Genomic DNA, 13,853 nt, shown 5'->3' on the forward strand with positions numbered 1-13,853 from the left:
GCCTGGTTCATAGGGAGGCGCAGATGTTCAAGTCCATCCTCGTGCCCATCGACCTCGCCGACACCGATCTCGCCAAGCCGGCGATCGCGACCGCGGCAACGCTGTCGCAGACCTGGAACGGCACGGTGCGCCTGCTCAACGTGCTGCCGATGACGCCGGTGATGCTGGCCGAATACGTGCCGGCGGATTTCGACGAACAGCAGCGCCAGACCTCGGAGGAAGCGCTCGCCATCGTCGCGCGCGAATCCGGCATCGAGGCGTCGCACATCTCCAGCGTGGTCCGCCAGGGCGGCATCTACCACGAGATCCTGGAGGAAGCCGTGCACATGAAGGCCGAGCTGATCGTGATGACCTCGCACAGGCCTGCGATGCGCACCTATTTCCTCGGCTCCAACGCCGGGCATGTCGTGCGTTATGCAAAATGCTCGGTGCTGGTGGTGAGGCACTGAGCGCTGCTCTATCCCCGTCATCGCGACGAGCTCTTGCGACGAAGCAATCCAGGCTACTTCCGCGGATAGATTCTGGATTGCTTCGCTACGCTCGCAATGACGATGCGGATACAGGTGCGCGTCAGCACCTCGCTCTCGTGCCCCGGACGCGGCGCAGCGCTTCTTCAGCGGTGCGCTGCAGAGCCCGGGCCCATGCATCAGCGAATGCGCGGCCTGCTGGGTCCCGGCTCTGCGCAGCAGCGTAAGAACGCTGCAGCGCGTCCGGGACACAAGATCGAGCGGCAACGCTCGCTCAGCCCAAGCTCACAGATACCGCGTCAGCTCGGCTTTGAACTGGCCGTACACTGCATCCTCGATCTGGCTGCGGTTGATCCCGATGTCGCGCAGGGCGCGGTCGTCGAGCTCGTTCAGGGTCTTGACGGCGGAGCGCTGCTCCAGGCGGTCGAACAGCGCATAGACGCGATTGACGAGCGAGCCAAAAAATCCGCTCGACGAGGATGGGCGTAAACTCCGCCCTGCAGTTTGCGAGATCGTGGTCATTTTTCTTCTCCGGACTTCTGTCCTGCGCGGCGAAGCGGATGCCGTTGGCGCCGACGCTGGAAGCGCCTGCACCTCATTTGCCGTCGGATTGCTCTCGCTCTCCTCGGCTCAATCGCGGACCTTGATGGAACTTAAATGCTCCAGTACACTCCTCGGAGCAAGGAAAACATTGCTCTCGGTGCAATATGTCCAAGTTCGAGTACGTGAAGCTTGCCGATGCCATTGCCTCGGATATCTCTAACGGCACGTTAAGGGCCGGCGACCGGCTGCCGCCGCAGCGCAATTTTGCCTATGACCGTGGCATCGCGGTCTCGACCGCGAGCCGGGTTTATACGGAGTTGCTCCGCCGCGGCCTCGTGGTTGGCGAGGTCGGTCGCGGCACCTTCATCTCCGGCGACATCAGGCGCGAGGTCGAGGCGTTGAGCGAGCCGCGCGACGCGCGGATCGATTTCGAGGTCAATTATCCGTTATTGCCGCAGCAATGGGCGATGATCGCCAAGAGCCTTGCGGGGCTCGAGCGCGTCGATGCGCTCGAATCCGCGCTGCGCGTCTCGACCAGCACCGGCACCAAGAGCGCGCGCAATGCGGCCGCCGCTTATCTCGCCCGCAAGGATTTCACGCCGCAGGCCGAGCAGATCGTCTTCACGGCCAACGGCAAGCAATCGCTTGCGGCTGCACTCGCCGCGCTCGTCCCCACCGGGGGCCGCTGCGGCGTCGAGGCGCTGACCTATCCTTACGTCAAGAGCATCGCCGCGCGGCTCGGCATCGCGCTCGTCCCGATTCCGATGGACGAACATGGCGCGCGGCCCGATGCAATTCAGAAAGCGCATCGTGAAGCGCATCTGTCGGCGCTGTATCTCCAGCCCATTATCCAGAACCCGCTCGGCGTCACCATGAACGCGACACGGCGCGCCGACATCATGCGCGTCGCCGAGAAGCTCGATCTCACCATCATCGAGGACACCGTCTACGGCTTCCTCGCCGACGACACGCCGCTCGCAGCGCTCGGGCCGGACCGCTGCATCGTGCTCGACAGCCTGTCCAAGAAAGTCGCGCCGGGACTTGCGCTCGGCATCCTCGTCGCGCCGCCGCATTTGCGCGAGAGCGTGATGAGCGCGGTCCGCACCGGCGGCTGGATCGCCTCCGGCCACGCGCTCGCGTCAGGACAGCGGCTGATGGCCGACGGCACCGTCGCCGAACTGACGCGGCTCAAACGCATCGACGCCGCGCGCCGCCAGCAGACCGCGGCAAGGCTGCTCGCGGGATACCAGATCTCAGCCGATGCGCGCTCCTATCATCTCTGGCTGACGCTGCCGCCGCATTGGCGGTCGCAGACCTTCGTGGCCGCCGCCGCCCGGCGCGGCATCGCGCTGACGCCATCCTCGACCTTCGCGGTCGCGCACGGCCATGCACCGAATGCGGTGCGGCTCGCGCTCGCCCCGCCCACGTTCGAGCAGCTCGATTCCGGCCTGCGCACGCTCGTGTCGCTACTCGGCACCAAGGAAGAAGATTTCGACTCGACGGAGTAGCGCCGCCGCCGTCAGCGCTCCGGCCATGGCGCGATGAAGCCTAGCGCCTTGTAGGGTTCGATCTTGTCCCATTCGTGCAGCACACGTCGGCGAAACTCGACATCGGTGTGCCAGAGCGCCCGTGGCGTCGCAAAGCTGTCGACGGTCAGAAGCATCTTCTCGACCTTCGGCCAGTGCCGGTGCAACGTCATCGGGTAGCGCCGCGCGGTCCAGGTATTGCCGAGGCAGATCACGCTGCGGACATTCTGCAGCCCAAGCGCCGCATCGATGATCGGCAGCGAGAAGATCACGTTCTCGCCGGTGTTCATCGCGTCATGTTCCTCGAGGATCCGGTCCGCCGGGATGCCCGCTGCCGCCATCGCCGCCTTGATGATGGTGCACTCGGATTGCTCCGAGCCCGGCGTGACACCGCCGCTGACAATCGACCAACGGAACAAGCCCTTGCGCCATAGCTGCGCGGCCGTCTCGGCGCGTAGCGCGATGTCTTCACGGGTCCCGAACAGGAACAACAAGTCGGCCGGCAAGAGCGGCGTATCGATCAGATGCGTGCGGTTGATCTCGGCGATCTCATCCGCCGACGGCAGACGCGCGTTGCGATCCATGGCTGACATGGCTGCACGATGCGACACAGGCGCAGGTGCGCGAAGTCACGTTTGATTGCGGCCAATTGCAGCTACGGCAGCAAAGCCTCTTACGGCAGCAAAGCCTTGGGCACGTCGTCAAAGCTGTAGCTCTGCGGCTGGTTGCGCCGCACGAAGCCGCCGACCTGCCAGGCAAACAGCGCGGCAAAGCCGAGGATGAAGAGCGCGCCGGCCAACTCGCCGATCATGAGCGCGCGGATCAGCAGGCCCGTCATCGCCACCGTCAACACCGCCAGGAAGGCCAGCACCGCCGCATAGGTCTTGCGGCCGAGGCCGGCAGTGAGCGTCGCATGGCTGCCCGCCTTCGCCATCCGCGCGTGCAATTCGACGATGAACGCGCGAAAACCATTGTCCTGCGGCGCCATCAGGGCCGCGGTCTGCCAGCTCGTCGACAGGATCGCGATGCGGCCGCCGCCACTGCGGCCGACATCGGCGCGAAAGCGGTGCTGCTGCATCGAGACCGGGCGAAACGATAATCGGATCGCCGAGATCTCGTCATAGCGCCACAAGCCGGACCGTCCGGCGATGTGCCAGGACAGCCCCTCGTCCGTCAGCTCAAAGCGATGCGCCGCACCGATCAGCGACGCCTTGTAGGCATAGCTCGTGGCTGAAGCGGGCCGCGCCTCGAAAAGCTGCATCTTCACCATCAATCCCGTCTGCGCAATCCCGTCCGCGATCCGCTTGCGCGATCGCCCTCGCCCATCCTACAAGCGAGGCATGGCTGAGACGACCTTTTTTCCGCGCCGCCTGATTCTCGGCGCCGCCGTGATCGCCGGCGTGCTGCTCGCACTCGCGGTGCACATGCTGGGCGCGCGCTACGGGCTCGACCTCGGCGGCCTCTGGCGCTCCGACACGCATGAGTTCATGCCCGCGGGCGCAGCAATCGCCTGGTGGCTGATCGCGACCGTCGGCTTCTCGGGCGGTTATTTCACGGCATCGTTGATGCAGAGCGCCGTCAACGGCCAGATTCCGCAACGGATGCGGCAATTCCTGATCGCGGTCGGCGTGCTCCTGCTCGCAGGTGCGGGCCAAGTGGCCTCGGCGCCGAGCCCGGTCCCGACCATCTCCAGCGTGCTCGCCGGGCTCGCCGCGCTGTGCCTAGGCGCCGTGATGGCATTCTGCGGCGCGCATTTCGCATTGCGCCGCGGCTAACCCCTCAAGCCGAGGCGCGCAGCCGCGGACGTTGCAGCATCATCGCCACATCCGAGGCGGGCCGCGGCTTGCTGAACAGATAGCCCTGCGCCTGGGTGCAGCCCTCGCGCCTGAGCAGTTCGAGTTGCGCGTCGTTCTCGACGCCTTCCGCGGTGGTCACGATGCCGAGGCTGCGACCAAGTCCCGTCACGGCGCGGATGATCGCCATGGAATCCTCGCGCGTCGCCAGCTCCGACACGAAGGACCGGTCGATCTTGATCTTGTCGAACGGGAAGCTGCGCAGATAGCTCAGCGACGAATAGCCGGTGCCGAAATCGTCGAGCGAGATCCGCACGCCCATGGCACGCAGCTCGTGCAGGGTGGTCAGCGTCGCCTCGCTGTTCTGGAGCAGCACGGATTCGGTGATCTCCAGTTCGAGACGGTTCGCGTCGAGTCCGGTGGCGGCCAGCGCGTCGGTCACGGATGCGATCAGGTTCGGGCTCTTGAACTGCACCGGCGACAGGTTGACGGCGACGTCGACATCGTCCGGCCAGGTGGCCGCATCGGCGCAGGCGCTGCGCAGCACGAACTCGCCGAGCTGGACGATGAGGCCGGTCTCCTCGGCCAGCGGAATGAAGTTGATGGGGGCGATCAGGCCGCGCTGCGGATGATTCCAGCGCAGCAGCGCCTCGAAGGCGACAACGCGGTCGCTGGCGACGTCGCGGATCGGCTGATAGTAGGCTTCGAATTCGTTCCGTTGCAGCGCCGCGCGCAGATCCATCTCCAGCAGGCGCCGCGCCTGCGCGCGCGCATCCATGCCGGTCTCGAAGAAGCGATAGGTGCCGCGGCCGTCCGCCTTGGCGCGGTACAGCGCGAGGTCGGCGTTCTTCAGCAGTTCGTCCGGGTTGCTGCCGTCCTGTGGCGACAGCGAGATGCCGATCGAGACACCGATGACGATCTGATGGTCGTCGATCTCGTAAGGTGCCGAGATCACCTCGACGAGCCGGCCGGCGAGGAATCTGGCAGCCGCTTCCTCCGATCGTCCGATCTGGACCACGGCGAACTCGTCCCCGCCGAGCCGCGCCACGGTGTCGCTCTCGCCGACGGTGGCCTTCAGCCTGCGGCCGACTTCCTTGAGCAGCGCATCGCCGATGGGATGGCCGAGCGAGTCGTTGATGTCCTTGAAGTGATCGAGATCGAGGCAGAGCACCGCGAGCTGGTCGGCCGAACCCGCACGACGCAATCCCTGCTCGAGCTGCTCGTGGAACAGCACGCGGTTGGGCAGACTGGTCAACGCGTCATGGCGCGCCATGTGCGAGATCTTGGCCTGTGCCTCCAGCCATTCGGTGATGTCCTCGAAGGTCGCGACCCAGCCGCCGCCCTGCATCGGCTGGTTGACGACGCGGATGGAGCGGCCGAACCGGTTGACGACGTCGGTCGTGGTGCGGCCCTCCCGCGCATCGGCCACGAGGCGCGCGAAGAATTCGTCCGCCTCGCCCTGCCACTGGCCCTTGGCCTGCTCTTCCCTGAGCACCTCGACCAGCAGGCGGCCGGTGAGCGCGATGTCGGTGCGACGAAGCATGGCCGCGTAGCGTTCGTTGAACAGCATGATCTTGCCGTCCGCATTGAACATGCACAGGCCCTGCGACATGTTCTCGAGCGCGCTGTCCAGCACGACTTGCTGACGTCCAAGTTCGCCCTTGGCGCGGCGGTCGAGCACGGCCGCCGCGAGCGCGATCGCGATGATCGCGGCTGCGGCGCTGGCGGTCAGAATGGACAAGGACGCCGGCGGGATCGACAGGCCGCTGATGACGATCGCCGGATCCGGCGTCAGCTCCACGGCGCCCATGGCGGTGAAATGATGCGAGACGATGGCAACGGTCAGCAGGACCGTCGCACTGAGTGCACCGGCCAGGCTGTCGCGTCGCCTTGCGACGACCAGCGCAAGCGAGCCAAAGACGATGCCGAGGACGATCGAGACCGTCACGGTGCCGGTCGCCCAGCCGATGCGCGCCGGGATTTCGAGCGCCATCATGCCGGTGTAATGCATGGCCGCAACGCCGCCGCCAACGACGGCGCCACCGAGCGCAAGCGGGATCGTCCGCGTCGCCGACACCGAGATCCCGAGCCCGATGAAGGTGACCGCGATCGCAAAGATCAGCGACAGCACCGTCACCGGAATGTTGTAAGCGCCGCCTGCACCGGGCCCGTAGGCCTGCATCGCGATGAAATGGGTTGCCCAGATGCCGCAGCCGGCGACGACGGCATCAAGTGCGATCCACGAGACGCGAGCTCCGCCGCTCGTCGCACGCGCGCGGTGAAACAGGCTGATGGCCGCCGCGCTCGCGAGCAGGCACACCGCGCCTCCGAGCGCGACCAGGCGCCAATCATGCTGGTCCGTGAGACAGTAAAGAACTTGATACATTGCCAGCCCCTATCCAACCTGCACTAGAGACCGCAGAGGTGGATAGTCGGTAACCGGCTATGTGCTGGTTACCCGGATGGTGAACGCAAGATGTGTGCGTTCGCTCACATTGTTCGCCCTCGCGAGGATGCGCCGATCCCGATCACGGCGGCAGCGAGCAGCAGGACGGTGGCCGATACGACCAGTGACGCGTGCAGGCCCGACATGAATGCCCCCTCCGAGGCCACCAGCGAGCCGAACAGCGCGACGCCGAGCACGCTGCCGGTCTGCCGCGTCGCGTTCAGGACGCCCGCCGCGAGGCCCGAGCGTGCCTTCTCGACGCTGCCTAGCAGGGTCGAGGTCAGCGGCGGCACCAGCAGCCCAAGTCCGCCGCTGATCGCGATCATCTGCGCGCAGATGGTCCAATAGCTCGTGTCAGCCGCGATCCACAGCAGGCCGAGACAGCCGAGCGCTGACACGCAGGCGCCGACCACGATGGTCGGGCACGGGCCGATGCGCTCGGCGAGGCGCGGCGCCAGCAGATTGACCGGCAGCACCGCCCCCATCATCGGCACGAAGGCAAGACCGGTCCACCACGCCGACAGCCCGTTAATCCGCTGAAAGTAGAGACTGAGCACGAAGATCAGGCCGTAGATCGCGATGTTCACGAGCAGGCCGACGATCGCGGTCAGGGTAAACAGCCGGTGACTGAACAGGGACAAGGGCAGCATCGGCTGCGCCGCGCGGCTCTCCCGCCAGACAAACAGCATGGCCAGGACGGCGGCTGCAACGAATGCGCCGATCACGGCCGGATGCTCCCAACCGAGCGCGCCTCCCTCAATGATCGCGCCGGCGAGCGCGCCCAGCGCGCCGATCGCCGCAAGCTGGCCGGGGAGATCGATCTCGCGCGAGGGTGCCCGCGTGGTCTCGGTCGCATAGCGCCAGCTTAGCCACAGGCCCGTGAGCCCGATCGGCAGATTGACGAGAAAGATCGCGCGCCAGCCGACCAGCGTGATCAACCCGCCACCGACGAAGGGGCCGGCGGTGAGCGCGAGGCTCGCGCCGGCAGCCCAGACCGCGACGGCGCGGCCGCGCGCGCGGTCGTCCGCATAGGCATGATTGAGCAGCGCGAGGGAATTCGGCACCAGGATCGCCGCCGCCAGCCCCTGGACCAACCGCGCTGCGATCAGCACGATGGCATTGGGAGACAGTGCACAGGCCAGCGAGGCCGCGGTGAAGATCGCAAACCCCGCCATGAAGATGCGCTTGGCGCCGATGCGGTCACCGAGCGCGCCGGCGGTCAGGATGAAGGCGGCAAAGGCGATGGTGTAGGCGCTGACCACCCATTGCAGCTCGGCAACGCCGCCGCCGAGCGTTTTGCCCATCGCATCGAGTGCGGTGTTGACGATGGTGACGTCGAGCTGCACCACGCCATAGCCGAGGCTCATGGCGGTAAGCGTCAGGCCATTGGCAAATCGAGAGCCGCGCGGCCCAGATTGCGCAGACGCGTTACGTTCGGCCGTGAAGGACGAATTCAAAGCTCTGGCGGTGGATTTGGCGCTCATGGTTCACCTCGATGTTTCCGAGTGAACGTCGTCATAAGATATCCGTTGCGCTCCTACGCTTCGGTCCCGATCGAAGTATCCTCGCGCCAGAATGATCTATTGCATGGCGACGACAACCGAGCGGTCTCGGTGCCGTCGCGTCTGGCGCAAGTCTGACGTGCAATGCCTGGCGGAACGGCACGAGATTGCTTCGGGTTGGCCCCCGCACCTGCATCAGGACCGCAAGTCATGGCAACAACTGGCAACTACTCAATTCCGTCCCGCACGCGATCCGGCCTCGGCAAGACGGCAACCATCGTCGCCGTCGCCTGCATGATCGGCGTGTTGTTCGCCGGCAGCACGATCGCAACGCCACTCTATGTCATCTACAAGCAGCAGTTCGGTTTCTCGCAGATCACACTCACTCTCATCTATGCGGCCTGGCTTGCGGAATTGATCGACGACAAGGAGCGGTCTCGCGCGACCGTGATCGCGACCATGGCAAACTTCACTGGCCTTGGCGTCGGGGCGCTCGTCGCGGGCATGCTCGCCGAATATGTCGCCCAGCCGCTGCGAACGCCGTTCGTTGCGTATCTCGCCGCCCTGGTCGTGGTCGCGGCACTCCTTGCCTTCGCGCGCGAGACCGTGGCCCGGCCTCAAGGCATCGCAGGTATTTCCGTGCGGCCGCGCGCCGGCGTGCCGGCGTCAATCCGCTCCCGTTTTGTTGCGCCGGCGGTCACGGGCTTCGGTGCCATGGCACTCGTCGCGTTCTTCGCGGCGCTCGCGCCCAGCGTGCTTGCCCTGGACCTGCACGAGACCAGCCACGCCGTGGCCGGCGCGATTTTTCTTGAGCTGGCCGCGGTCGTGGCGTTGATCATTGCGCTGACCCGGACGCTGTCGAGCCGCACGGCCATGCTTTGGTCGCTCGGTCTGATGCTGCCGAGCCTTGCGCTCCTCGTCACGGCGCAGCTCACGCAGTCGATGGCAGCCATGGTCGCCGCGACGGCGGTCTGCGGCATGGCGGCAGGGCTCGGCTATCGCGGGAGCTTGCAAGTGGTGAACCAGATCGCGCCAGACGATCGCCGCGCCGAGGTGATTTCAACCTATTTCATCTGCTGCTTCCTTGGCAACGCACTGCCGGTCATCGGCATTGGCGTGCTCTCCAGTCTGACCAGCTCGACCGTTGCTAGCCTCGTCTTCGCCGTGACGATCGCCGCCTTTGCCGTCATCGCCCTGGTGTTCGGACTAAAGTACGAGGCCACCTGAACGGTGCGCTCAAAAAGCGAACGCCGCGCGGCAACCCGCGCGGCGCTCTTCGCAATTTGTCTTGCTCAGCCCGCCGCCCGCAGATTCACCTTGCTCTCGGCGAGCGTGGTCAGCTTCTTGTCGGTCGCCTTCTCTTCCTCGAGCGTCTTGGCGAGCACTGCTGCGCAGTCGCTCCGGCCGAGCTGCTTGGCCCACGCGATCAGGCTGCCGTAGCGCACGATCTCGTAGTGCTCGGCGGCCTGCGCCGCGTTGATCAGCGCGGCGTCCAGCACCGCCTTGTCGGCGACTTCGCCGGCGGTCTCGTCGGCCTCCTCGATAATCCCGTCGATGGCGGGGCAGTCGACCGCCTTCACCTGCGCACCGTGCATCTTGAAGACTTCCTCCAGGCGCTTGACGTGCTGCCTGGTTTCTTCGAGGTGCGTCAAAAAGCCCTGCTTCAGCTGCGGATCGGTCGCCTTATCTGCCATTTTCGGCAGCGCCTTGGTGAGCTGCTGCTCGGCATAGTAGATGTCCTGAAGCTGGTGCACGAACAGGTCGTTCATGGTCTTGATGTCTTTTGTGAACAGTCCCATCGGTCCGATCCTCTTGAGGTTTCGGGAACACGGAGGCACCGGCTTGCACGAAAAGCCGCTTATTCCGCCATGTTCGGTTGCTGATGGGGCGCTAACGAGCGCACGGCATCGACGTTCCAAAAAAGCCCGCACCGCTTGCGCTGGAACAATGCCGGCGGCGGGCGGATCTGAAACCATGCCGACATACGAACGCGCGATTTGGGTCGGACTTGCGACTCATATGCTTAACGCGCCTCCGATGTGAACCACGTATGACAGAAGTAGCCGGTCTGGTGCAGAACCTATCGTTGTCAAGGGCTGCACAAGCTGCTGTTTTTGCCTTAAATGAGCTACATCATGCCTAGCGATCGAAGCCCGTTTCGGGCAGTGATCGTACCCGACCGGCCAATGTCTGGCCCGGTCGGTCTTGCCCCCCGCCGGGAGGATGAATGCACGGACTGCTGCCCGCGCTGAAACGCGGCTTCAAGAGATGGATCGGCTGGCGACGGCTCGGCGTTGCCGCGAGCGTCTTCATCATCGCCTTCGCGATCACGACGCTTGTGCGCACGCTCAAACACATCGACACCGGCGTCATCCTGACCGCGTTGACCGAGATTCCCCGCGCCAATATCGGGCTGGCGGCGATCTGCGTCGTCCTCGCGTTCTGCACACTGACCTTTTACGACTTTTTTGCACTGCGAACGATCGGCAAGAAACACGTGCCATATCGCATCGCAGCACTCTCGAGCTTCACGTCCTATTCGATCGGCCACAACATCGGCGCCACGGTCTTTACCGGCGGCGCGATCCGTTTCCGGATCTATTCGGATTACGGGCTGAACGCGATCGACGTCGCCAAGATATGTTTCCTGTCGGGCCTGACCTTTTGGCTCGGTAACATCTTCGTGCTCTCGATCGGCATGGTCATCCATCCGGATGCCGCTTCGTCGATGGATCAGCTGCCGTCGTCGATCAACCGGCTGATCGGGCTCGGCGGTCTCGCCTCGATCAGCGCCTATCTGGTCTGGCTCTGCATGGGCGAGAAGCGCCGCGAGCTCGGCCAGAAGGGCTGGAAGGTAGCGCTGCCCTCGGCGCCGCTGACGCTGGTGCAGATCCTGATCGGTGTGGTCGACCTCGGCTTCTGCGCCACGGCGATGTACCTGTTGATGCCGGCCAATCCGCCGATCGACTTCATGTCGCTGGCGGTGGTGTTCATCCTGGCGACGCTGATCGGCTTTGCCAGCCACGCGCCCGGCTCGATCGGCGTGTTCGATGTCGCCATGCTGGTCGCGCTCCCCGAATACGGCCGCGAGCAACTTCTGGCGACACTGCTGGTCTTCCGCATCCTCTATTTCGTGATCCCGTTTGGCCTCGCCATCTCCATCATGGGCGCGCGCGAGCTCTGGATGAACGTGGTCAAGCCCTGGCAGGAGCGCCGGCGACTGGCCGAGGCCTGCGCCCAGGCCAACCTGCCCAAGCAGGTGGCAGCGATGGAGCGCGAGCGGGCGCTGCGGCAGGCCAGCAAGCGCTGAGCCGCCGGAGGGCGGCCCGCAAGATCATCAGACAAAGGTTGCGGGCGGCAGAGCAATGCTCTCTTATTTCCGCCTCAACTTTGCCGTTGAACACGCGGGCCATGATCCAATCATCTCTTCGCACCTTGTTTGCAGGCGCTCTGCTGCTTATCGGGATTCTGACCGCCTTACCGCTTCCGCGCGCGGCCGCACAGGACGCCGGCGCGATGCAAATATCCTGGGAGGTGCGCAATCGTTTCCGGCTGTTCCGGGAGGAGCGTGACTTCCAGCTTCATGTCGAGAATGCGCGTAATCGCAGCATCCTCGCCGCCGAGCAGTCGCTGGAGCTCCAGAGCGAAGGCCGCGGCTGGGCCCGCAACATGGTCAACCGGCTCTGCATCGACCTCCAGGGACGGGTCAACCAGCCCTGCACCCGCGATAACGTCAAAGAGAACTACATCACGCCCATCGACCACCCGGTCACGGTGCGGCTGACCGGCGCGGTGCCGGTCGGAGCCACCTGCGCCTGGTCGTTCGACGACGGCGACGGACCGCAGACCTCGACCTTCGACTGCGCCGAGCCGATCAATTTGCGCGTCCGCTACGGCAAGCAGACGGTCGCGAGCGTCGACGTCTCCTCCGGCTCCGATCCAACCCAGCGTGTCCAGACCGAGATCCAGGTCCGCGACGTCTTCGTCGCCGGTCTCGGGGACAGCATCGCCTCCGGCGAAGGCAATCCGGACCGGCCGCTGGCGCTGTCGGACGAAGGCTTCTGCTTCCGCTCCTATCTCGGCACCGCCGGTGCACAGTACTACCGGCCGAGCCGCAACGGCTATAAGGGCGGCCGCGCCTGCGAGGCGCCGGATACGCTCGCCAACTGGCAGCACTACAGCGCGCTCTGGTTCAACTCGCCCTGCCACCGCTCGCTCTACAGCTACCAGGCCCGCACGGCGCTGGCGCTCGCGGTGCGCTACACCCACATCGCCGTGACCTTCCTGCCGCTCGCCTGCACCGGCGCCAGTATCGGCGACGGGTTGCTCGGCTCGCAGCGCGCCCGCGAATGCCCGCCCGGCAAGACCGGCGTCTGCAACACCAGCGTGAACGCGCAGGTCGCCGAGCTGCGCGAGGCGCTTACCGCGGCGAGGAAGCGCCAGCCGGATCGCACGCTCGACCTCGTGCTGCTCTCGGTCGGCGCCAACGACATCTATTTCTCCGGCCTCGTCGCCGACGTCATCGTCGAGACCGCGACCGAGCGCGCGCTGTTCCGCCGCTCCGGCGTGATGGCGAGCGTGGACGATTCCCGCGACGCACTGGCGCGCGAGCTGCCGCAGAATTTCGTCAAGCTGCGCGAGGCGCTGAAGCCGCTGGTCGGCGGCGACCTCTCGCATGTGGTCTATGTCTCCTACGCCAATCCGGCGCTCGCCGAGGGCGGCGCGCCCTGCCGTGGCGGCCGCGGCGGCTTCGACATCCATCCGTCCTTCAACGCCGATCCGCAGCGCCTCGCCCGCGTCTCGACCTTCGTCGACACTGAATTCCTGCCGCAGCTGAAGGGCCTCGCCACCTGCACCCGCGGCGCACTGTGCCGCGATCCCGAAGCCGATCGCATGACCTTCGTAGATTCGCATCAGGCCGCATTCGGCGATCACGGTTTTTGCGCGCGTTCGGGTAACGATCCCGAATTCGACCGCACGTGTTTTGCCGAGAACGGCAAGAGCTTCAATCCCGATATCGTGAGCGCGGCGAGCCAGCCGATGCTGTGCGGCCGCGGCGCCTCGGAATATCGCGCCTACCTGCCCCGCGCGCGCTGGATCCGCGACGCCAATGACAGCTATTTTGCCGCGATGACCTATCCGCAAGGCCTGCCGGCCGCGAGCCAGCCGACCGACATCCATGATGCGACCTGGGGCGTGCTCTCAGCGGTGTATGGCGGAGCCGTGCATCCGAGCGCCGAGGGGCACGCCGCGATGGCCGATGCGGCGCTACCCGCCGCAAGCGCCGTGCTCGGTCTGGATGCCGTGCCGCCAAGCGTCACGCGGGGGCTGCTCGCGCCGCAATTATTGCCGGGCGCGCAGCAGTAGAAGCAAGAGCGAGTTCTCCCACACCGTCATTGCGAGCTTGGGTTCGCGCTCTCCACACATTCAGTGTCATCGCCCGGCTTGATGTTTAGACCGGACAGATCACTGACAGGTGTTCGGAGACATAGCTGACACATCAAACTGGGCTGGATTGGTCGATTCGGGAGGCCGTCCATGCCCTGGAACGAGGTGTCGGTAATGGATCAGCGACG

General features: G+C 65.5%; 12 protein-coding genes. 6 read left to right on the forward strand and 6 right to left on the reverse strand.

The features are described 5' to 3' along the window. Positions 1-23 precede the first annotated feature (23 nt). A complete protein-coding gene (locus B5V03_RS07825; protein ID WP_129268833.1) occupies positions 24-449 on the forward strand; it encodes a universal stress protein in 426 nt (141 codons plus the stop codon). Positions 450-752: 303 nt separating this feature from the next. Here B5V03_RS07825 and B5V03_RS07830 read toward each other — a convergent pair whose 3' ends face one another. After that, on the reverse strand, positions 753-989 hold the full coding sequence (locus tag B5V03_RS07830) for a DUF1127 domain-containing protein (RefSeq protein WP_129268835.1): 237 nt from the start codon (positions 987-989) through the stop codon (positions 753-755). A gap of 185 nt (positions 990-1,174) precedes the next feature. On the opposite strand from B5V03_RS07830, the gene B5V03_RS07835 reads away from it, so the two are divergent. Continuing rightward, entirely contained in the window at positions 1,175-2,518 is a 1,344-nt protein-coding gene (locus tag B5V03_RS07835) for a PLP-dependent aminotransferase family protein (protein WP_129268837.1), read from the forward strand. Between the two features lie 11 nt (positions 2,519-2,529). Here B5V03_RS07835 and B5V03_RS07840 read toward each other — a convergent pair whose 3' ends face one another. Beyond that, complete coding sequence (locus tag B5V03_RS07840) at positions 2,530-3,129, reverse strand: YdcF family protein (RefSeq protein ID WP_129268839.1); 600 nt, start codon at positions 3,127-3,129, stop codon at positions 2,530-2,532. Between the two features lie 80 nt (positions 3,130-3,209). Next, the gene (locus tag B5V03_RS07845; RefSeq protein WP_129268855.1) at positions 3,210-3,797 is read right to left on the reverse strand and encodes a hypothetical protein; all 588 of its coding nucleotides are present in this window, start codon (positions 3,795-3,797) and stop codon (positions 3,210-3,212) included. 79 nt (positions 3,798-3,876) lie between these two features. On the opposite strand from B5V03_RS07845, the gene B5V03_RS07850 reads away from it, so the two are divergent. Further along, the gene (locus B5V03_RS07850; RefSeq protein ID WP_129268841.1) at positions 3,877-4,311 is read left to right on the forward strand and encodes a hypothetical protein; all 435 of its coding nucleotides are present in this window, start codon (positions 3,877-3,879) and stop codon (positions 4,309-4,311) included. A 4-nt stretch (positions 4,312-4,315) separates the two neighbouring features. On the opposite strand, the gene B5V03_RS07855 is transcribed toward B5V03_RS07850, so the two are convergent. Next, positions 4,316-6,715: a bifunctional diguanylate cyclase/phosphodiesterase gene (locus tag B5V03_RS07855; RefSeq protein WP_129268843.1), complete on the reverse strand. Its 2,400-nt coding sequence runs from the start codon at positions 6,713-6,715 to the stop codon at positions 4,316-4,318. Positions 6,716-6,819: 104 nt separating this feature from the next. Next, positions 6,820-8,259, reverse strand: coding sequence for an MFS transporter (locus tag B5V03_RS07860; protein ID WP_129268845.1), 1,440 nt, complete (start codon positions 8,257-8,259; stop codon positions 6,820-6,822). Between the two features lie 228 nt (positions 8,260-8,487). Between B5V03_RS07860 and B5V03_RS07865 the strand changes: the two genes are divergently transcribed. After that, positions 8,488-9,504 carry an MFS transporter gene (locus B5V03_RS07865; protein ID WP_129268847.1) on the forward strand — a complete coding sequence of 339 codons (1,017 nt, stop codon included), beginning with the start codon at positions 8,488-8,490 and terminating at the stop codon, positions 9,502-9,504. Between the two features lie 65 nt (positions 9,505-9,569). Here B5V03_RS07865 and B5V03_RS07870 read toward each other — a convergent pair whose 3' ends face one another. Continuing rightward, complete coding sequence (locus B5V03_RS07870; protein WP_129268849.1) at positions 9,570-10,076, reverse strand: ferritin-like domain-containing protein; 507 nt, start codon at positions 10,074-10,076, stop codon at positions 9,570-9,572. 428 nt (positions 10,077-10,504) lie between these two features. On the opposite strand from B5V03_RS07870, the gene B5V03_RS07875 reads away from it, so the two are divergent. Continuing rightward, positions 10,505-11,587 (forward strand): lysylphosphatidylglycerol synthase transmembrane domain-containing protein, encoded by a 1,083-nt coding sequence (locus B5V03_RS07875; protein WP_129268851.1) that lies wholly within the window; start codon positions 10,505-10,507, stop codon positions 11,585-11,587. A 101-nt stretch (positions 11,588-11,688) separates the two neighbouring features. Further along, positions 11,689-13,644, forward strand: a complete 1,956-nt coding sequence (locus B5V03_RS07880) for a hypothetical protein (protein ID WP_129268853.1) — start codon at positions 11,689-11,691, stop codon at positions 13,642-13,644. The last annotated feature ends 209 nt before the right edge of the window (positions 13,645-13,853 follow it).

The sequence above is a fragment of the Bradyrhizobium betae genome (genome assembly GCF_004123905.1).
Classification (GTDB): Bacteria; Pseudomonadota; Alphaproteobacteria; order Rhizobiales; family Xanthobacteraceae; genus Bradyrhizobium; species Bradyrhizobium betae_A.

Bases quoted from the DNA above. Each gene is read 5' to 3' on its own strand.
- B5V03_RS07825 (WP_129268833.1), top strand. From the start codon at position 24: ATGTTCAAGTCCATCCTCGTGCCCATCGACCTCGCCGACACCGATCTC.
- B5V03_RS07830 (WP_129268835.1), bottom strand. From the start codon at position 989: ATGACCACGATCTCGCAAACTGCAGGGCGGAGTTTACGCCCATCCTCG.
- B5V03_RS07835 (WP_129268837.1), top strand. From the start codon at position 1,175: ATGTCCAAGTTCGAGTACGTGAAGCTTGCCGATGCCATTGCCTCGGAT.
- B5V03_RS07840 (WP_129268839.1), bottom strand. From the start codon at position 3,129: ATGTCAGCCATGGATCGCAACGCGCGTCTGCCGTCGGCGGATGAGATC.
- B5V03_RS07845 (WP_129268855.1), bottom strand. From the start codon at position 3,797: ATGCAGCTTTTCGAGGCGCGGCCCGCTTCAGCCACGAGCTATGCCTAC.
- B5V03_RS07850 (WP_129268841.1), top strand. From the start codon at position 3,877: ATGGCTGAGACGACCTTTTTTCCGCGCCGCCTGATTCTCGGCGCCGCC.
- B5V03_RS07855 (WP_129268843.1), bottom strand. From the start codon at position 6,715: ATGTATCAAGTTCTTTACTGTCTCACGGACCAGCATGATTGGCGCCTG.
- B5V03_RS07860 (WP_129268845.1), bottom strand. From the start codon at position 8,259: ATGAGCGCCAAATCCACCGCCAGAGCTTTGAATTCGTCCTTCACGGCC.
- B5V03_RS07865 (WP_129268847.1), top strand. From the start codon at position 8,488: ATGGCAACAACTGGCAACTACTCAATTCCGTCCCGCACGCGATCCGGC.
- B5V03_RS07870 (WP_129268849.1), bottom strand. From the start codon at position 10,076: ATGGGACTGTTCACAAAAGACATCAAGACCATGAACGACCTGTTCGTG.
- B5V03_RS07875 (WP_129268851.1), top strand. From the start codon at position 10,505: ATGCACGGACTGCTGCCCGCGCTGAAACGCGGCTTCAAGAGATGGATC.
- B5V03_RS07880 (WP_129268853.1), top strand. From the start codon at position 11,689: ATGATCCAATCATCTCTTCGCACCTTGTTTGCAGGCGCTCTGCTGCTT.